Annotated in this window: 18 protein-coding genes; 11 read left to right on the top strand and 7 right to left on the bottom strand. The window is 40.3% G+C overall.

The genetic code is table 11. The annotated features are described in order from the left end of the window. Positions 1-4 precede the first annotated feature (4 nt). Genes J6578_RS05010 through J6578_RS05020 form a run of 3 tightly spaced genes read right to left on the bottom strand, consistent with a single transcriptional unit; the run spans position 5 to position 3,583 of the window. Positions 5-1,894, bottom strand: a complete 1,890-nt coding sequence (locus J6578_RS05010; protein WP_287954026.1) for a DUF3732 domain-containing protein — start codon at positions 1,892-1,894, stop codon at positions 5-7. Then, complete coding sequence (locus tag J6578_RS05015; RefSeq protein WP_287954027.1) at positions 1,891-2,373, bottom strand: hypothetical protein; 483 nt, start codon at positions 2,371-2,373, stop codon at positions 1,891-1,893. The genes J6578_RS05010 and J6578_RS05015 overlap by 4 nt, the downstream gene beginning before the upstream one ends. Then, positions 2,345-3,583, bottom strand: coding sequence for an ABC-three component system protein (locus J6578_RS05020; RefSeq protein ID WP_287954028.1), 1,239 nt, complete (start codon positions 3,581-3,583; stop codon positions 2,345-2,347). Before J6578_RS05020 ends, J6578_RS05015 begins: the two co-directional genes overlap by 29 nt. A gap of 457 nt (positions 3,584-4,040) precedes the next feature. Between J6578_RS05020 and J6578_RS05025 the strand changes: the two genes are divergently transcribed. Further along, the gene (locus J6578_RS05025) at positions 4,041-5,747 is read left to right on the top strand and encodes a formate--tetrahydrofolate ligase (RefSeq protein ID WP_287954029.1); all 1,707 of its coding nucleotides are present in this window, start codon (positions 4,041-4,043) and stop codon (positions 5,745-5,747) included. A gap of 382 nt (positions 5,748-6,129) precedes the next feature. On the opposite strand, the gene tal is transcribed toward J6578_RS05025, so the two are convergent. Beyond that, positions 6,130-7,185, bottom strand: a complete 1,056-nt coding sequence (tal, locus tag J6578_RS05030) for a transaldolase (protein WP_239427945.1) — start codon at positions 7,183-7,185, stop codon at positions 6,130-6,132. Positions 7,186-7,386: 201 nt separating this feature from the next. On the opposite strand from tal, the gene J6578_RS05035 reads away from it, so the two are divergent. From J6578_RS05035 to J6578_RS05070, 8 genes are all read left to right on the top strand, one after another. Next, positions 7,387-8,361 (top strand): KpsF/GutQ family sugar-phosphate isomerase, encoded by a 975-nt coding sequence (locus J6578_RS05035; RefSeq protein ID WP_093091356.1) that lies wholly within the window; start codon positions 7,387-7,389, stop codon positions 8,359-8,361. A 41-nt stretch (positions 8,362-8,402) separates the two neighbouring features. Continuing rightward, positions 8,403-8,936, top strand: coding sequence for a 3-deoxy-manno-octulosonate-8-phosphatase KdsC (gene kdsC, locus J6578_RS05040; RefSeq protein ID WP_093091358.1), 534 nt, complete (start codon positions 8,403-8,405; stop codon positions 8,934-8,936). Then, on the top strand, positions 8,933-9,517 hold the full coding sequence (gene lptC, locus J6578_RS05045; protein ID WP_037404951.1) for an LPS export ABC transporter periplasmic protein LptC: 585 nt from the start codon (positions 8,933-8,935) through the stop codon (positions 9,515-9,517). The genes kdsC and lptC overlap by 4 nt, the downstream gene beginning before the upstream one ends. Next, positions 9,498-10,001, top strand: coding sequence for a lipopolysaccharide transport periplasmic protein LptA (gene lptA, locus J6578_RS05050; protein WP_093091239.1), 504 nt, complete (start codon positions 9,498-9,500; stop codon positions 9,999-10,001). The genes lptC and lptA overlap by 20 nt, the downstream gene beginning before the upstream one ends. 9 nt (positions 10,002-10,010) lie before the next feature. Beyond that, the gene (lptB, locus tag J6578_RS05055) at positions 10,011-10,754 is read left to right on the top strand and encodes an LPS export ABC transporter ATP-binding protein (protein WP_239352307.1); all 744 of its coding nucleotides are present in this window, start codon (positions 10,011-10,013) and stop codon (positions 10,752-10,754) included. Between the two features lie 6 nt (positions 10,755-10,760). Continuing rightward, positions 10,761-12,140: an RNA polymerase factor sigma-54 gene (gene rpoN, locus J6578_RS05060; RefSeq protein ID WP_287954030.1), complete on the top strand. Its 1,380-nt coding sequence runs from the start codon at positions 10,761-10,763 to the stop codon at positions 12,138-12,140. Positions 12,141-12,204: 64 nt separating this feature from the next. After that, a complete protein-coding gene (gene hpf / locus J6578_RS05065; RefSeq protein WP_093091245.1) occupies positions 12,205-12,537 on the top strand; it encodes a ribosome hibernation-promoting factor, HPF/YfiA family in 333 nt (110 codons plus the stop codon). Between the two features lie 192 nt (positions 12,538-12,729). Continuing rightward, positions 12,730-12,933 carry a YMGG-like glycine zipper-containing protein gene (locus J6578_RS05070; protein ID WP_093091247.1) on the top strand — a complete coding sequence of 68 codons (204 nt, stop codon included), beginning with the start codon at positions 12,730-12,732 and terminating at the stop codon, positions 12,931-12,933. Between the two features lie 70 nt (positions 12,934-13,003). Here J6578_RS05070 and J6578_RS05075 read toward each other — a convergent pair whose 3' ends face one another. Then, positions 13,004-14,569, bottom strand: a complete 1,566-nt coding sequence (locus J6578_RS05075) for a TerC family protein (protein WP_287954031.1) — start codon at positions 14,567-14,569, stop codon at positions 13,004-13,006. 275 nt (positions 14,570-14,844) lie between these two features. Between J6578_RS05075 and yihA the strand changes: the two genes are divergently transcribed. Further along, positions 14,845-15,495 carry a ribosome biogenesis GTP-binding protein YihA/YsxC gene (gene yihA, locus J6578_RS05080; RefSeq protein WP_100149793.1) on the top strand — a complete coding sequence of 217 codons (651 nt, stop codon included), beginning with the start codon at positions 14,845-14,847 and terminating at the stop codon, positions 15,493-15,495. A 371-nt stretch (positions 15,496-15,866) separates the two neighbouring features. Further along, a complete protein-coding gene (locus J6578_RS05085) occupies positions 15,867-16,280 on the top strand; it encodes a PoNe immunity protein domain-containing protein (protein WP_239363408.1) in 414 nt (137 codons plus the stop codon). Positions 16,281-16,750: 470 nt separating this feature from the next. Here J6578_RS05085 and J6578_RS05090 read toward each other — a convergent pair whose 3' ends face one another. Continuing rightward, complete coding sequence (locus tag J6578_RS05090; protein WP_239363411.1) at positions 16,751-18,160, bottom strand: sensor histidine kinase; 1,410 nt, start codon at positions 18,158-18,160, stop codon at positions 16,751-16,753. Between the two features lie 40 nt (positions 18,161-18,200). Beyond that, positions 18,201-18,884: a response regulator transcription factor gene (locus J6578_RS05095; protein ID WP_037404941.1), complete on the bottom strand. Its 684-nt coding sequence runs from the start codon at positions 18,882-18,884 to the stop codon at positions 18,201-18,203. Between the last annotated feature and the right edge of the window lie 29 nt (positions 18,885-18,913).

Consider the following 18,913-nt stretch of genomic DNA (forward strand, 5'->3'; position numbering starts at 1 on the left):
TATACTATTCTTTTAGTAAATTTTTTGGAATGAGGGCATTATCACCAATAAATTCATCTACAAGATGAAAATTCTCCATTTTATGATTTTCCCAATAATGCGACTCTGCATGCTCCAATAAAATTAATTGAAAAGTCTCATCTGTGTCTTTATTTAAGGTATTAAAAAACTCATTTAATAAAAAGAATACATCAAGTAATTTATCACTATCATCTTCTCTTTCAAAATATGGTTTGCTAGGTTGATCTATAAATAAGATTTGCGGAACAAAATCACTTTTTGTATTCAGCAAATACCTATGTAGTCCTAAAAAGAAACATAAGTGCAGAATCATAAAATTTGACTGACTTCCTGTAATGATTGGAATCGATGATGATACATCTGATAAAGAAAAGATGTTCAAAGACATTGTTGCCATATTGAATTCTACTTTACAATCCTTAAAATCAGATATATTCTTAAATTTTTCAAAATAATATTGAATGCAACTATTTAATAGATTAATATTTGCAAATCTGGTATTTTTGGTTTTTCCACATATTTCAAGCAAATTTTTTCTATTTTTTTCTAATATTTTACACATTGCCTCTATCTTATTCTCATTAATATTACATCCAACATTAAATGATGATAATATATTATTTAATTCATTGCTAATTTCACCAATTCGTATATATTCTTCAGCCATATCAGGTAAATTATCAATTGATTGTTTCAGTGAACTAATTTCAATATCTATATTTTTTAATTCTTGTATTAATTTTTTTTCCTCATCTTGAACATCAATCGGAGGGTTTTTCTTTTTAGCTAAACTTTGTTTTATTTCTTTTAATGAGTCAGACAAATTAGCTAAAAATAATTTAGATTGATATGAATTAATAAGTTGGGAATTTAAATTTTTATACAAATAATCTATTGGTTGCAAGCTATCGGCCATCTTGTTAATATTATTCTTATACTTTTCATACTCATGATTAAAATTTCTAATTTCATTTAACTCTAGTAGTATTTGTCTCTTTTTAGACCTTAATGTATCTAATTTTTCAAATTTTTCAGAGTTTATAGCTGAATCTTTTTTATCTTGTATAATCTTTTCTATTAGGGTTATCGATTCACTAATATTCACGAAACTTATATCGTAGCCTAATAAATTATAGAATTTACACTTTTCGATTAAACTTTTAATTCTTTCAATTAATTTCGATTGTTTTTTAGTATATAGTTTTTTATCTTTTTCTAAATCAGATAGTTTTTTCTCAATTGTACATAGCTTGTTATACGCTTCAATGGTATTTAAATCATGTATCCCTATAGCTAGATCAAAAATTTTAGTTAATTTGTCAATATTTCCAAGGTTTGAATAAAAAATATTATCTAAATAAATATTACGTACACCAATTACAGTATCTGTCAAAGCACAAAAAATTAAAAAATCCCTATAGTCAAATTGATATTCTTTTTTTAAGGATTTATTTGAAGAGTTGGTAACAAAAAAAGATTTAATACTATTATTAAAACCAAATACCTTATTTAATTTCTCCTTTAATTCATTAATATTTTTGATATTATTTTCAGGTATTAAAGGAAAATCACCATAAGCAAAATAAATGTTTGATGAAATTCTTTTGTCACTAGGAGATTGGCGAACAATAGATATTTCACGTCCATTAACGCTAAAACGTAAGCCAAACCATGATGTTACTTTACTTATTGAAGTAGCAATATTAAAATTTTCAGATAATAAACAATAATCTATAATAGACCAAATTGTAGTTTTCCCAGTATTTGATAATCCTGTTATAACATTAATTTTATTCGGCAAAAAATTTAAACTTCTAGTTTTTGTGGTTTTATCATTAAACCAAATCTTTATTTCATGTATAGTTAGTTTCATAATTCAATCTTTAAAATCTTGTATAAGAAAGTTGTTTGATGAGATTCTATTAAATTTAAAAATTTTGGAATAACACTTTGTATTTTATTAAATCTAAGACCTAAATCTGCATTTCCAAAATTCCACAATCTTTTATTTACTATATTATTGTTAATAATATCAATTTCATTTATATCTTGAAATATAGTAATAAAATTAATATATACGGGTAATAAGGATAAATATCGTTTATTAAAAGATACAAATACTCTAGGGTTGTTTTTAATCAATTGTGATAGAGTTAATTGATTATCAGAATTTTTTATAAGGCAATTTACTGTTCGTTCGTCTAATAAGAATGGTAGCACTAAACAACCTCGAGCTATATCTAAATGTATAACCATGTTCAAAATTGATTTAAATATCGCCCCCACTAATGCCTCATTATTATATGTATAATAATAATTCATATTAATTTTTATATTTGTTTTCCCAGTCATAATGCCAACCTATTTCCAACTTATCTGAAAGATGATAAAAAAAACCATTATTTATCTCAATACCTACCGAATTTTCAAAACCTTTTATCTTTAAATCTAATTTTTTTAAAGCATTAACAATAAGAATTGCTCGCTGACATATATCTTGTTCTAGCTCATCAATAGTAGCTTTATCAACAAATATTGCTTTTTCTATTTCCCTATAATTATCATCAAATATTTCTCCCCACCTGAATAAACATTCGTTTTTGAAATTATCTATTTCTTCATTCGTTAAATAATTTTCATTAAGCCACCATTCAATATGATTTATAGCCTTGAGCATTAAAGTAGTATATTTTCTTATTCTTCTGAATTTATTGGCTCCATATCCCAACTCTCCGATCTCATCCAATTGTCTAATAAATATTTGCTTTTCAATATTTTCTGGCAACTCATCTGTAAAAGTTCTAACAGGTAATGAAATATGTCCATATATATCTGCACAACTACAGCATTTTAAAGCTTTGATCTCATCAAAAGTCATCATACAAGCCTGATGGTTCCTGATTGCATCATACTTACTATAATTTAACTTTGTGAATAATTGTGAATAAATTTTATCTAAGTCTTTTTCGTAAACTGGCCAATTATCGTTTATATAATTTTTAATTTTTTGTTCTATATCATCCACAGCAAGTTGAATATCAAGTTTCAGTAAAAATTTAGACAATTTATTTTCATTCAAGTTCAAAATTATATTTATATATTCTTTACTTTCTTTACTTCTGGTAGAGCTCAATAGCTCACTTAATTTTTGTTTGAAACATGATAAATCCTGATCTCTAATAAAATTTTTATGTATTTCAATAAATATATTATTATTTTCTGTTTTATTCGTAATAAGCCGAAATGAATGATTAGACAAAAAATTATCAAACTTTTTAATGTAGCCAACCCACCTATTAAGTGTTTTCCATAATATTGGATCAAGATTATTCATTTTCACAATACCGCCTGTCTTATCAGTCTGTATTGAATGCTTTAATTGTATTAATATTTTAGTATTTTCACTAACTTCCAAATAAATGTCTTCTTTGGATTCATAACCAATTTTCTCTCCCTTTTTTAATTGTAGAGCAAGATAAACAAAATAATAAAATTGGTAATCAAATCCTAACCCTTGCGCTCCTGCTGAACTTTTGTTTAACTCTATTTCGACTTTATCCATAACATAATTTCACTAAAATACATTTCAAACGATCTGTTATTAACATCACTTTGATACAGTAAATACTAAATTTTATTAAGATAATACTAATTTCGTTTTCGATGATTAATTATCATCAATTCTATTATTTTAAGCCAAAATAATATGGCTATTAGATTGAAACTTTAAAACATAATCCAATTTATTTTCAAATAGCAAAACCATTTCATCTATTTTTTATAAAAATCATAATGTTAAAATTTATATTTATATACAGTATGACTGTATTATGAAAACAACACTTCAAAATCACTTATTTTTCAATAATCTTTAACATTTGAAATTACATCATTAATGAGGTTATTAATTTATCTTAGTAACTGCATTCACTGATTTACCTTTTAGGTTTATATAAATACAACTACAATTATCATGATTTAACAACCATACTTTAAATTCCATTATAAGGAAATTCTATATGACAGCCAGCACCACACTACTCCCCATTACAGAAATCGCCCACAACTGTGGCATCCCAGAGCAATATCTTATTCCTTATGGTCATGAAGTAGCCAAGGTGGATTTACAGATGATTCAGTCAGATGCAAAACAAGGCAAGCTGGTACTGGTGTCGGCGATTACGCCTACGCCGCTGGGTGAAGGTAAAACGGTTACGACAATCGGGCTGAGTCAAGGGCTGAATTTTATCGGGCAGAAAGCGATTGCCTGTATCCGCCAGCCCAGTCTGGGGCCGGTGTTTGGGGTAAAAGGTGGTGCAGCCGGTGGCGGTAAGGCGCAGGTGTTGCCGATGGAGAAGCTTAATCTGCATTTAACTGGTGATATTCATGCGATTACGGCGGCACATGATCTGGCCTCTGCGGCACTGGATGCACGCTTATATCATGAGGAGCATCTGGGTGAGGAGTTTACGGCGCAAACGCAGTTGCCACGGCTGAATATTGATAAAAACCGGATTGTGTGGAAAAGGGTTATTGACCATAACGACCGTGCGCTGCGCCGGATTAAGGTGGGCGTGGGTGGTGGTGTTAATGGGGTAGAACGGGAAGACGGGTTTGAGATTTCGGCAGCTTCGGAGCTGATGGCGATTCTGGCTCTGGCTACTGATTTACAGGATATGCGCCAGCGCATCGGGCGGATTATTCTGGCTTATGATACTCAAGGTAATCCGGTTACGGCAGAACAACTGGAGGTAGCCGGCGCGATGACGGTATTACTGAAAGAGGCGATTAATCCTAATCTGATGCAGACGGCGGAACAGACGCCGGTGCTAATTCATGCCGGTCCGTTTGCCAATATTGCGCATGGGAATTCTTCAGTGCTGGCAGATAAGGTGGGATTGCAGCTCGCTGATTATGTGGTTACTGAAGCTGGTTTTGGTTCGGATATGGGTATGGAGAAGTTCTTTAATATCAAATATCGCCAGACTGGTGTAGCACCGTCGTGTGTAGTGCTGGTGGCTACGGTGCGCAGTTTGAAATCCAACAGTGGCCGCTTCAATATTAAGCCCGGGCAGGCGTTACCGGCGGAGGTAACGCAATGTAATGTGGAACTGCTGGCAGAAGGCAGTGCCAATCTGGGCTGGCATATTCAGAATGCGAAAAGTTATGGTTTGCCGGTGATTGTGGCGATTAACCGCTTCCCATACGATCATGATGAAGAACTGGATTTTGTTAAACAATATGCTTTGGAACACGGAGCCTGTGCTTGTGAAATCAGTGATGCGTTTACTCTGGGCGGTGCAGGTACGCAAGCGCTGGCGCGGCATGTGGTGGCTGCGTGTGCACAGGATAATGCGGTTACTCTGCCCTATGCGGACAATATGCCACTGGCAGAAAAGATTCAGACGATGGCAAAAAAATATGGCGCGCGTCAGGCTAATTTGTCGGCACAGGCTGAGCAGAATCTGGCGGAAATCCAGCAGCTTAAGCTCGACCATCTGCCTTTGTGTATGGTGAAAACGCCGTTGTCTATCAGTGCCGACCCTAATCTGAAAAATGTGCCTACTGATTTTGATGTTGAAATTACACGTTTGCAGCTATCAGCCGGTGCCGGTTTTATTCGGGTGTATGCGGGTAATGTGATGACGATGCCGGGGCTGGGTACTTTACCTGCTTACCGCCAGATTGATGTTGATGCTGCGGGCAATATTGTCGGCTTGCATTAGTGTTGTTTGAGCTTGATTAGCACGGATAGGTGTTAATTATCTCAGGAAAGGCCACGATGGTTTGTATGCTGTTGTGGCTTTTTTCTTGCGGTCTATTGTGGCGGGCTATGCTGGTACGGCTTCAGGCTGGGGGTTATCTATAGCGCTATTTTGCTAAGCGTTGTTAGTTGTGAAGTGATATTGGTCAGGATAGAGTTTAATTTTCTGGTATGGATAGATGGTGTTTTTGAGCTATATAAAGTAATTTGGCAAATATTATCATCTTTGTTTATATTTAATTTATTGCACAATTATATTTAACAATTTTATAATTTAAAATTAAAATAACAGGTATAAATTAAACATAATATAATTTATACCTGTTATTTTTTAACTTAAACCTTTAATTCAAAGGTTGTAATAAGGCATCGAAGGCATCTATAAATTGTTGTAATCCTTCCTGTTGCAGGCGGCTGGCCAGTATTTCAAGGTTGATACCTAGTTGCTCGATTTCAATCAGTACGCTTTTGGCGTGTTGTACGTCCTGAGTCAGGGTAGCCGCAGCTTTACCATGGTCGATAAAGGCGTTGAGGGTATTGGCTGGTACGGTATTGATGGTGTCTGCACCAATGATGTTTTCTATGTAGCAGACGTCGGAATAAGCCGGATTTTTGGTGCCGGTAGAGGCCCAGAGCAAACGCAGTGGTGCAGCCTGCTGTGCAGCCAGATCGGTAAACTCGCGGCTTTGGATAAATTGCTGCCATTCGGCATAAGCGGTTTTGGCCAGTGCTATGGCGGTTTTGCCCTGTAAAGAAGCTGGCAGGGTGATGTCCAGTGCGCTGTCAATCCGCGACAGGAAGAAGCTGGCTACTACCTGTATGCGGTTTACGGGCAGGTTGTTGGCCAGACGCTGGCGAATGCCGGCTGCATGTGCCTGCCATGATTTTTGCAGCTGGGCTTTGGAAAACAGCAGGGTAAGGTTGACGTTGATGCCTTGTGCCACAAGTGTGGTTAAAGCCTGTATGCCGCTATCGGTAGCAGGTATTTTTATCATGACGTTGGAGCGGTCGAGCAGCTGCCATAAGCGTACGGCTTCGGTAACGGTGGCCTGTGCGTCATCGGCCAGATCAGGAGCGACTTCCAGACTGACAAAACCGGCTTTTCCCTGACTGCTTTCATATAAAGGCAGGCAAATATCACAAGCAGCCTGTACATCCGCCACGGCTAGCTGTTCGTAACGTTGTTTCGGGGTAAGTGCCTGCTGTTTGAGACGGGCAATATCGCTTTGGTACAGGCTGTCACCGGCGAAGGCTTTCTGGAAAATAGCCGGATTGGAAGTCACGCCACTGATGCCCGCCTCCAGCATTTGTGCCAGCTCTCCTGACTGAATCAGGCTTCTGGAAAGGTTGTCTAGCCAGATTTGCTGTCCCAGTGTGTTGACTTGTGATAATACGGCCATTTTGTTTCCTTGTGGTAAATATCTGTTAGATATGATTTGTTTAGGTTAATCAATTGATTGAACCGGTTGTTAATGGGTTATGGCTTACTCTAACGAGGCTTGGGTATTTTGACAAGTTCCTTAAGCAAACATAATGACTGTTATCAGGTTATAATCAGGTTAAATTTGTTTTGTTTGCTTATTATTGCTGCTGATGGTGCTATGAACGTTCAGGATAAATATTTGGACTGGGGCAAGGAAGTTTTTGCTATTGAAGAACAGGCTGTACGGGAAGTTGCGTCCAGTCTGGATGAGCATTTTGCCGCGGCTGTGGCTACTATTCTGGATTGTCGCGGGCGGGTAATTATTACCGGTATGGGTAAAAGTGGCCATATCGGGCGCAAAATTGCTGCTTCTATGGCTTCTACTGGTACGCCAGCTTATTTTGTCCATCCGGCTGAAGCAGGACATGGCGATCTGGGTATGATTGTGGATGGCGATGTGTTGATTGCGCTGTCCAATTCTGGTGAAAGTGAAGAAATTCTGGCGCTGATACCGGCTATCAAGCGCAAACATGTGCAGCTAATCTGTATTACCGGCAAAGCCAGTTCCAGTATGGCGAAACATGCGGATATTCATTTGTGCGCTCATGTATCACATGAGGCTTGTCCGCTGGGGCTAGCGCCTACATCCAGTACCACTGCGGTGCTGGTACTAGGTGATGCGCTGACGGTTGCGTTATTGCGGGCGCGTCAGTTTACGCCGGAAGATTTTGCACTGAGCCATCCGGCCGGCAGTTTGGGTAAGCGTTTGTTGTTAACAGTGGCAGATGTGATGCATGGTGGTCAGGAAATGCCGCTGGTACAGGAAGATACGCTATTGCATCAGGCCATTGTGACTATGAGCGAAAAAGGTCTGGGTATGCTGATAGTGGTAGATTGCAACGGGCAGTTAAGTGGCTTATTTACAGATGGCGATTTACGCCGTCTGTTCCAGAATAACCAGCAATTGAAAGACTGGACAATGGCAGATGTGATGGGACATGCGCCTAAAACCATTAGGCCAGATCGGCTGGCTACGGAAGCATTAAAAACCATGCAAACCAATAAGGTAAATGGTCTGGTGGTTATTGATGAGGATAACCGTCCGGTTGGTGCGCTGAATATGCATGATTTATTACAGGCGCGCATTGTTTAGGCGGTCTGGCAAGTTATTTTAAGGGTATATTGATGAATGCAATGATGTCTGCTACTGCACTCTTGCAGGCTGCACAGCAAATCAAGCTGTTTATTATGGATGTAGACGGTGTGCTGACTGATGGCCGTATCTTTATCCGTGATAATGGCGAGGAAATCAAGGCATTCCATACGTTGGACGGGCATGGGCTGAAAATGCTACACCGGCACGGTATCCAGACGGCAATTATTACCGGACGTGATGCGCCCTCTGTTGGAATTCGTGTTCAGCAGCTCGGTATTCAGCATTACTTTAAAGGTATTACGGATAAGCGCAGTTGTTATCAGCAACTGCTCCAGCAACTGGAATTAGGTGAACAGCAATGTGCTTATATCGGTGATGATGTGGTGGATTTACCGGTGATGAGACATTGCGGGCTGGCGATAGCCGTACCGAATGCGCATGCGCTGGTATTACAGTATGCTGATTATGTTACTCGGGCGCAAGGTGGTGCCGGTGCGGTACGTGAAGTATGTGATTTGTTACTGGATGCACAAGGATTTCTGGCTGCTGAAATGGCGGAGTATCTGGCATGAGTGTGTTACGCAGCCGCAGTAACTGGGTTTTCCCGCTGATTCTGGCAGTGGCACTTGGTGGTATCAGCTTCTGGCTTGATCGCATTACTGAAGTGAAAATGGTGGAAATTCCGCTGAATCCGAAAGAACCAAAGTATGAGATTAGTACGATTAACGGCGAACGCTTTGATGAGCATGGGCAGTTAAGTGAAACGATCCATGCAACTGCTGCACGGCAGTTTCCGCAGCAGACTGTTATTTATATTGATAATCCTGATATGAGTTTGTATAAAAACGGCGCTGAACTGTATCGTATTAAGGCCAGTACCGGCCAGTATTATACTGACAGCCGGCAGGTGGATTTGCTTGGGCAGGTAGTGTGGCACAAGAAATCGGTAGGCGATGAGCCGGAAGGCCAGCTGCAAACCAGTGTTTTACATGTAGATACACAAACTCAGGTAATTAAAACCGATGCGCCGGTCACATACCAGTATGGGATGTCGCATGGTACATCGCAAGGTTTTGAATATGACAAACAGCGCGGTTTTCTGAATTTACCCGCGCGTGTAAAGGCTATTATTTATGATCCGCATTCGCACTAGTGGTAAAGTTTTAGCGGCTATGCTGCTACTCGCAGGCAGCATGGATGTCTGGGCACTGGAAAGTGACCGGCAGCAACCAATTCAGATTGAGGCTGATCAGGGCTCTCTGGACAAACAGAATCAGACAACGGTGTTTACTGGTAATGTTAAAATGCGGCAGGGTTCTATGTATATGAATGCTGCCCGTGTGACTGCGCATAAGGATAATACCGGTAACCAGACTATTATTGCTGATGGCAAACCGGCTACGTTTGGCCAGCAACTGGAAAAAGACGGCATGGTATTTGGTCAGGGCGATAATGTGCATTATGAAAGCCAGAGTGGCATTGTTACCATTACTGGTAATGCTCAGGTAAACCGCGGCGGCGATATGGCGCGCGGCGCTGTAATTGTTTACAACACCAATACTGAAGTTTATACGGTTAAAAGTTCACCCAAAGGGCGGGTACATGTCATTATCCAACCACAACAGAAAAAGAAATAGGCTAGGCTCATGAATGTAACGTCTACTGTGCCGCAAAGCCAGCTATGTGTCAGCGGCCTGCAAAAAAGTTTTAAACAGCGTCAGGTAGTCAATGATGTTGCTTTGGAAGTAAATAGTGGTGAGGTAATCGGTTTACTTGGCCCGAATGGTGCCGGTAAAACCACTAGCTTCTATATGATTGTGGGGCTGATTGCTGCCGATGGTGGTCGTATAACATTGGATGGTCAGGACATCACTCATCGTCCGATTTATGAACGTGCCCGTTTGGGTTTGGGCTATCTGCCACAAGAGGCATCGATTTTCCGCAAAATGACGGTAGCCCAGAACATCAATGCTATTCTGGAAATCAGTTATCCGCCGGAAAAACGCGCTGAACAGCTGGAGCTGCTGCTTGCAGATCTGCATATTGAGCATATACGCAATAATACTGCGATTTCTCTGTCTGGTGGTGAACGTCGCCGCGCCGAAATTGCGCGGGTACTGGCAATGAATCCGCGCTTTATTCTGCTGGATGAACCTTTTGCCGGGGTTGATCCGATTGCGCTGATTGACATTCAAAATCTGATTTCATTCCTGAAACAGCGTGGTATCGGCACACTGATTACAGACCATAATGTGCGTGAAACCCTGCGTATCTGTGATCGCGCTTATATTATTAATCAGGGTAGTGTACTGGCTTCCGGTATACCAGAAGAACTGGTTAATAATGAACAGGTGCGCGCTGTTTATCTGGGTGAGCATTTCGAGTATTAAGTGCGTATGCAAAAGACCTCTACTCATCTTAAACTCAATCTTACTACACGTCTTAGTCCCAAGCTGCAACAATCATTACAGGTATTGCAGCTATCCACACTGGAACTACAGGAACTGGTTTCTGGCTGGCTGGCCGATAATCCTTTCCTCGAAGAAGTTGAAAATACGCCTGAGGATGCTACAATTTTTTCTCAGTATGTTCAGCCGCCACAACATGGCATGATGGAAGGCGAAAGCGATATCTGGGAAACGCTGGCCGATGAGCCTGATATGTATGCATTACTGCGCCGGCAGGTGTGTGAATACGACTTGGACGATGCTACGGCAACTCTGGTTTATTTTTTGATTGATAATTTAAATGAACAGGGTTATCTGGACGGTAGTTTAACCGATCTGGTAGAAAATGCACCTCTGGAGTGGCGACTGGATGAAAAGGAGCTGGCTCGTGCTCTGGCTATCCTGCAACAGTTCGAACCAACGGGTGTTGGTGCACGTGATTTACAGGAATCGCTGCTACTGCAACTGGATAATCTGTCACTTGCACCAAGCGTGAATAGTGATGCCATTCATACCTGTGCGCACCTGTTGATTAGTGAATACTTTGGTCAGTGGCTCAGCACTCACCAGTTCAAGCAACTGTGCCGTAAATTGCCACAGTTTTCTGCCACTACTCTTGAAGCAGCCTGCAAACTGATTGGCACTCTGAATCCTTTTCCTTGTTATGGCTTACCTGATCGCAATGGTATTCTGGCTATACGTCCTGATCTGGAAGTGTATACCGATAACAACGGTTGCTGGCAAATCCGTATTCTGCGCGATGCTTTTCCACAATTGAAAATAGAAGCTGGTGTAGAGGAGTGGTTACAGCAAGAAAACACGGAAATGGATGCGATGTGCAAAAGCAAATGGCAGGAAGCACAAACCTGTATTAATAGTTTGCAAATGCGAAAAACCACTTTACAGCGTCTGGGAGAATGGATTTTGCAGCAGCAACAGGATTTTTTCAATTTTGGCTCACTGGCCTTAACTCCATTAACAATCAAGGAAACAGCTCAGGCACTGCAACTGGCAGAAAGCACCATTTCACGTGCAATTAATCAAAAATACCTGACTTGTTCACAAGGTGTTTTTCCTCTGCGTTACTTTTTCAGCCAGTCTGTAGCCACCACAGATGATGGCACAGGTAACAGCCAGACAGCTATTAAATCATTACTGCAAAGTATGATTAACGAAGAAGACCCACAACATCCCTACTCTGATTCGTATCTGGTCAGCCAGTTGGCGAAACAGGGCATCAATCTGGCACGGCGCACAGTAGCAAAATATCGTGAGGCCTTGAAAATTCCACCGGCGCACCAACGTAAAGTACAATACAACAATCATTAATTTTCAGTTAGCTTATATAAAATTTATTTTGTCTTTCCCAAAACCCTTAAAAAGGAGTTAAGCTATGAACCTGAAATTTGTCGGGCAAAACCTAGACGTTACCGCTGCCTTGAAAGATTACACCGTGAGTAAGCTGGAACGTATTATTCGACATGCGGATCAGGTAATCAGTGCAACTGTTACTTTTTCGGTATTAAAAGTTCAGAAAAAAGCGGAAATTGACTTACATCTTTCTGGTAAAGACATCCATATTGATTGTGTTGATAATGATATGTATGCGGCCATTGATTGTTTGATGGATAAGCTGGATCGGGCAGTCATTAAATACAAGGAAAAAAAGCAGCCTTCACATCAGACACCCGAGATAATAACCGATATTGCCACAGAATCTGAATAACTTGTTAGCTACCTTAAAATTATACCGATATGAATACCTTTGCAGTTCTGAATGCAATTTTCTGCTAAACTGGTTCACTACAGGTATATAATCAATCAGGAAATAATACTTTGTCTGCTATTAACAGTTTTCTAGCAATACAAATATGAATTGATACAAAATTATTCTATTACTCTTGAAAAAGGTATTAACATGAAACTGAATATGAAAACATTGGTATTACTAGCCGCAACAGCTGCATCTCTCTCTGCCTGTGCAGACATGACACCAGCTCAGCGCAATACAGCTGCTGGTGTTGTCGTGGGCGGTGTGGCTGGTAATCTGCTGGGAAAAGATACCGGTGCAACCTTGGGTGGCGCTGCACTGGGTGGCGTTATTGGCAGCCAGATTAAATAATCAAATTGTTAAATGTAAAAAGCCTACTATGAATAGTAGGCTTTTTTTATGACTACCTGTCTGTACCGAGTTATTCAGCTTCTGGCAGTTCAATTTTGCTGATACGTACCCGTTCCAGACGATGACCGTCCTTGCTCAATACTTCAAAACGATAACCGACATAATCAATAGTATCGCCGACATCGGGGATATCCTGCATTTCTTCCATGATTAATCCTGCTACAGTATGATATTCAGCATCTTCCGGTAGTGTCGGCAAAGACAGATGCTGAGCCAGAATGGCATATTCCAGACTGCCATCTACGGTAACACTGTGATCAGCATTTTGCTGAATACTAGGTGCATCTGCGCGTTCATACTCTTCCGGAAAATCACCGGCAATGGTTTCCATTAAATCTTTCATACTTACCAGCCCGAGAACGGCACCAAACTCATCCACGACCAAAGCAATATCTGCACTTCGTGAACGGAATAACTCCATAGCATCAAGCACGGTACTGCTATCAGGTAAGACTAGTGGCTGCCGTAAAGCAGCCTGAATATTTAACGATTCACCCTTTAAAAGTTGGTTTAACAAATCCTTTTTATTAACAAATCCCAAGGGTTCATCAATACCTGCCTTGCCTACTACTACCAGTCGGGAAAAGGGCGTATCTTGTAATTGCTGGTGCTGTTGTTGTCGTGGTTGCGATAAATCCAGTCGTTCAATGTCGCTGCGTGGTGTCATTACGCCCATTATCGGTCGTTCTGCCAGAGTCAACACACTACGTATCATGGATTTTTCATTTTCTTCAAAATGCTCATCGTCTTCTGCTTGGGTGCCATTCTTAGCCAGTTCCTTTTCACGCAATCCCATCATCCCCAATACACTGTCTGCGGTACGATACCGCCATGAACGACCAATCATGTCATTACGACGGCTATTACGTGTAGAAATCTGGTTAAAAATTTCAATCAGGATAGAAAAGGCGATAGCGGCATATAGGTAACCTTTAGGTATTGCAAAGTGCAACCCTTCAGCAATCAGGCTGAACCCAATCATCAGCAAAAAACCCAGACACAGCATCACCACTGTAGGATGCCGGTTTACAAACTCGGTTAATGGCCCGCTAGCCCAAATCATGATTGCCATAGCAATAATTACCGCCAACATGGCTACTGTAATGTGTTGCACCATGGCTACAGCAGTAATCACCGAATCAAGTGAGAATACCGCATCCAGCACCACAATCTGCAATACCACACTCCAGAAACTGGCATATACAGCCACATTGGTAATCGAGGCCATGGCCGTATGGCCTTCCAGACGCTCATGTAATTCAGTGGTTGCCTTATAAAGCAGAAATAGTCCACCGCCAAACATAATCAGATCTTTAATTGAAACGGCAAAACCACCAATATGCACAAACGGCTTGGTTAGAGTAATAATAAAAGACATCAGTGCCAGCATCACAATACGGATGAGCACGGCCAACGTTAAGCCGGCTATGCGGGCATGGTCGCGCTGCTTCGGACTGGTTTTATTCGCCAGAATCGCCACAAATACCAGATTGTCTATACCCAGAACAATTTCCAGAATCACTAGGGTAATCAGCCCCACCCATGTGGCCGGTTCTCCCAACCAGCTAAAATCCATTTTCTTTTCCTATACGTTAAACAAAAACAGGCAGCCTGCTACACGAGCAAAGCTGCCTGAAACCAGAGAAAAACATGTCTACATGCACAATACTACTGCCCGAGACCCCGTCTTCCATCTGAATGTTTCCTTAAAATAAACTTGTTTTAGTTTAGCAGTATGATATAAAAAATCAAGTGCCGTACATCAAAACCACTGTTAATCTATCTTTCTAAACTCGGATTATGCACAAAAAACATGGTATGCTATTACCTTGTTATCTTTTTTAGTTACTCATGAATCTGTTTCGTCACGCTCAGTTTTATACTACCGTTAATCACCTGAAAGATCTGCCTACAACAACCGCTGAAATTGCTTTTGTAGGTCGCAGTAATGCAGGTAAATCAAGCGCCATTAACACTCTGACCAACCACACCCGTTTGGCCTATGTGTCCAAAACGCCCGGCCGTACCCAGCATATCAATTTTTTTGAACTGACCAATGGCGGGTTCATGGTTGATTTACCCGGTTATGGTTATGCACAGGTACCGGAAGCAATACGCCGGCACTGGGTAACTCTACTAGGTGATTATCTGCAAACAAGGGCGCAGCTAATCGGGCTGATTCTGATTATGGATGCCCGCCATCCGCTTAAAGAGTTGGACAAACAGATGCTGGATTTTTTTGCAGTAACCAATCGCCCTGTTCATATTTTGTTATCCAAAGCAGACAAATTATCTAAAAATGAGCAGATTAAAACATTGGCCAGTGTTAAAAAAGCACTCCAACCATATTTTGCCCGCCAGCAAGTCACTGTACAACTATTCTCCAGTCTAAAAAAACACGGCATAGACGAGGTGAATCAGATTGTAGCTGATTGGTTTGACCAACACGCTTCTCTTCCTGTAGCAGAGACAGATACACCAGTACAGAAAGCAGACAACTAAATTTCCTACTATAGAAAATCTATTAAGAAAATTAAAATGACTGGATTTGAACAACAATGCCGTCAGAACTATTAGATGAAGATTTTTACCATTATTTTCAGGAAAGACTTACAAAGCTAATTGGTATGGTCGATAACGTTATGAAAAAGGAAAAAGATGGTTATGCAGAATTTATGATAAAATTATAATATCAATAATTTTGTTTAACCTATACATTATAATTAAATAGGTTATTATCTAGAATAGGATGTATTTTAAGCTATATTCATAGCTCTATTGATTATGTAGATAAATATAATCTTGTCCATTCAGATGATTAGATAAATATTATTATATTAACGGAATATTTTAAAACTGAAACATTATCGAATTTGTTGTGGTTAGCAATTTTATTTAGACACCAAGATTGGTTTGAAACCATTGTTAAAGCTGTCGATTCTGATCAAGAAAAACGAGAGAAAGCATTAGATAGTCTAATTGCAATGAAAATTGCAAACTACCCAATTACTGTAGAAAAAACACCACGAGAACTAAACTTTCGTAATCTTCTTTATAAAGCTATTCATGCGCAAACCGACAAAGATACGTTAAAGTTTTTAGATGAATACTTACGCCGTTGGTATGATGGTCTGCGTAAAACTGGATACAATTATGATGATAGTCATTTAAAACAGCAGGAGAACGCTAAAGACACTTGTTCTGTTGTGGGCTATTGGTGCTTTGAAGCCGCTGCGGTGGCACATTTGAAAGATATTGATGAGAGCAACCTACACCATTTTATTTAGTACCCCAAAGATAAGGTTGAATATGCTCGCAATAATCGTCAATAGATATTGCGTCAATTAATTGCAACGGGGGAAGATTATCGTTATTGTTGCTGGTTTTACAAGGTAGGCGCGTTAAGTCAATAGATTTCCCACTTTATATATTAGCGCTAAAAAAGATTAACTAGGTTCATACTGATTATCATCAGGAAATAAATATGACATAAATAAAATATAAAGAGGTAATTTTGTGGTTTTAAGTTCCTCTAACAAGATCACTTTCAGCTAAACCAATAAAATTGATTAACCGGCCGTGTAGTATTTTCGTGTTAATTTATATTAGTGGGCTTTTTTATAGCCAGCCTGAATCATTTACAGATAAGATGTAAATCAAATCAGACAATTTTGTATCAATAACGGATACATTAATCTTATGCCTAAACAGGCAATCCGGATAAAGACAATCACTTTATCCGGCTGCTGAATATTACTTAGCTTTTATCTTTCTGGCGACTTCTGTTTCTGCTCGGCGTAAATTTAGGCAACAAAAAATGCATACTTAAACCTTTGGGCTGCTGATTATCTGCATAAATCTTGCCATGGTGGCGATCAATAATATGCTTGGTTAAAGCCAGTCCCAAACCAGTACCCGGTTTATTGGCACTGCTGTCTGCGCGATAAAAGGCAGTAAAAATGTGCGGTAACTGATTCTCGGCCACACCGGGGCCATCATCACTGACATCAACCTGCCATTGCAACTTACCCCCTTCATGCACATGAATTTTGATTTCACTGCCTTCAGGGCTGTAATTAATTGCATTACGTACCACATTATCAAAAGCACGATACAAATAGCTTTCATTAGCTTTTACCATTGCAGTTTCTGGTATATCACTCTGCCATGATAAGGTTTGCTGGTGTTGCATGGCCACTGCCTGATTGTCTTCGACAATCTGTTTAATTAGTGGCACCAGTGGTAGCGGTTCAAGTGTAATTGGCAAGTCAGAAGTTTCTAGTCGCGACAAAGTAAGCAGTTCACCTACCAGTAAATCCATGCGCCCAAGCTCACTTTCTAGACGCTGCAAGTGCTGTTCCTGCTTTTGCGGCTGCACATGAATCAAACCGATAATGGCCTGCATACGTGCCAGCGGCGAACGCATTTCATGAGAGACGTGATGCAATAAGTGGCGTTCTTTTTCAACCAGCTTTTGTAATTTATCGGCCATATTGTCGAACTGTACAGCCAGAGAATACAGTTCATCACGCCTTTCTGAAAGCTGATGCGATACCCGAGTCTGCAAATTTCCATGTGCCAAACGATCCATACCTCGCCACAGAACACGGATCGGCTGGGTAATATTATTGGCCAGAATATAGGCTGTAAGCAGACCAACAACAATAATGAAACTGAGAATAATAAACTCATGCCAGACTGGTGCAATAGGCAGACCGGGTATAAAAAATGGACTTGGCGGACGAGGTGTGCGCTCATGACTCCAACCACGAATCATAAACAGATATTCTTCCCCAAGTGAATTATAAGAAATCTGCACCAGTTTTGAATCTGGATGTGACAAGGCAAATTCATGAGCCTTATCAATATCTTCAGGGTCAATAGGGCGCCCAAGAATATCGTTCTTGTTGTCACCAGTGATAACGTACAGATTTTCACCACCGGGACTATTACCCCACTCCTTTAACTGCTCCCGTATACCGGCATCACCACGAGCCTGAAATGCATTCATGGTACTGCTGAGCAGGTTTTCTTCAAAGTTACGCTGCTGTTTGAACCGGGTTTCAGCCAGCGTGTTTTGTACCAGCCAGAAAGAAGAACTGGCTACAAAAATGGCACAAACAATCACTGCACAAAACGTAGCAAATATACGGGGAAACAGTTTCATATGGTAGAACAGGCCGTTTATCAACAGCCTGTATTCTGGTTCAGTTTTTAACAAACAAATAACCCAGACCTCGTACGGTCTGAATCAGACTGGCATTGCCAAGCTTATGCCGGATACTGGAAATATGAACGTCTATACTACGGTCGAATTTGGCCAGTTTGCGCTCCAATGCTTCGAGTGACAGGGTTTCTTTGCTTACCACCTGCCCAGCATGACGCATCAGTACTTCGAGCAAATTAAATTCCGTACTGGTCAACTCAAGAGGTTCATCCTCAATAGTAACCTGACGCTTGGCCGGATACAGCACCACGCCACTGGCTGCAATACTGTTCGGGATACCATTTTGGTCATTGTCTTGACTCTGGTGCGTACGGCGTAAAATCGCATTAATGCGTGCTAATAACTCACGTGGCTGACATGGTTTCGGGACATAATCGTCCGCACCCATTTCCAGACCAATAATGCGATCAATATCATCACCTTTGGCTGTCAGCATAATGATCGGCACCTTGCTTTGTACGCGTACAGTTTTCAACACATCCAGGCCGTTCATTTTCGGCATCATGGAATCCAGTACCACTACGTTATACTGACCACTTAAAATTTCTTTAACACCAGCTTCGCCATCAGCGACACGACTTACTTCCAGTCCTTCTGCTGTTAGATACTCAGTGAGTAGTTCAGTCAACAAATTATCGTCATCAATTAATAATACACGATTCATATCATCCTCCTAAATGGAAGTGCACAGTT

Source organism: Snodgrassella sp. (assembly GCF_024103505.1).
Taxonomy (GTDB): Bacteria; Pseudomonadota; Gammaproteobacteria; order Burkholderiales; family Neisseriaceae; genus Snodgrassella; species Snodgrassella communis.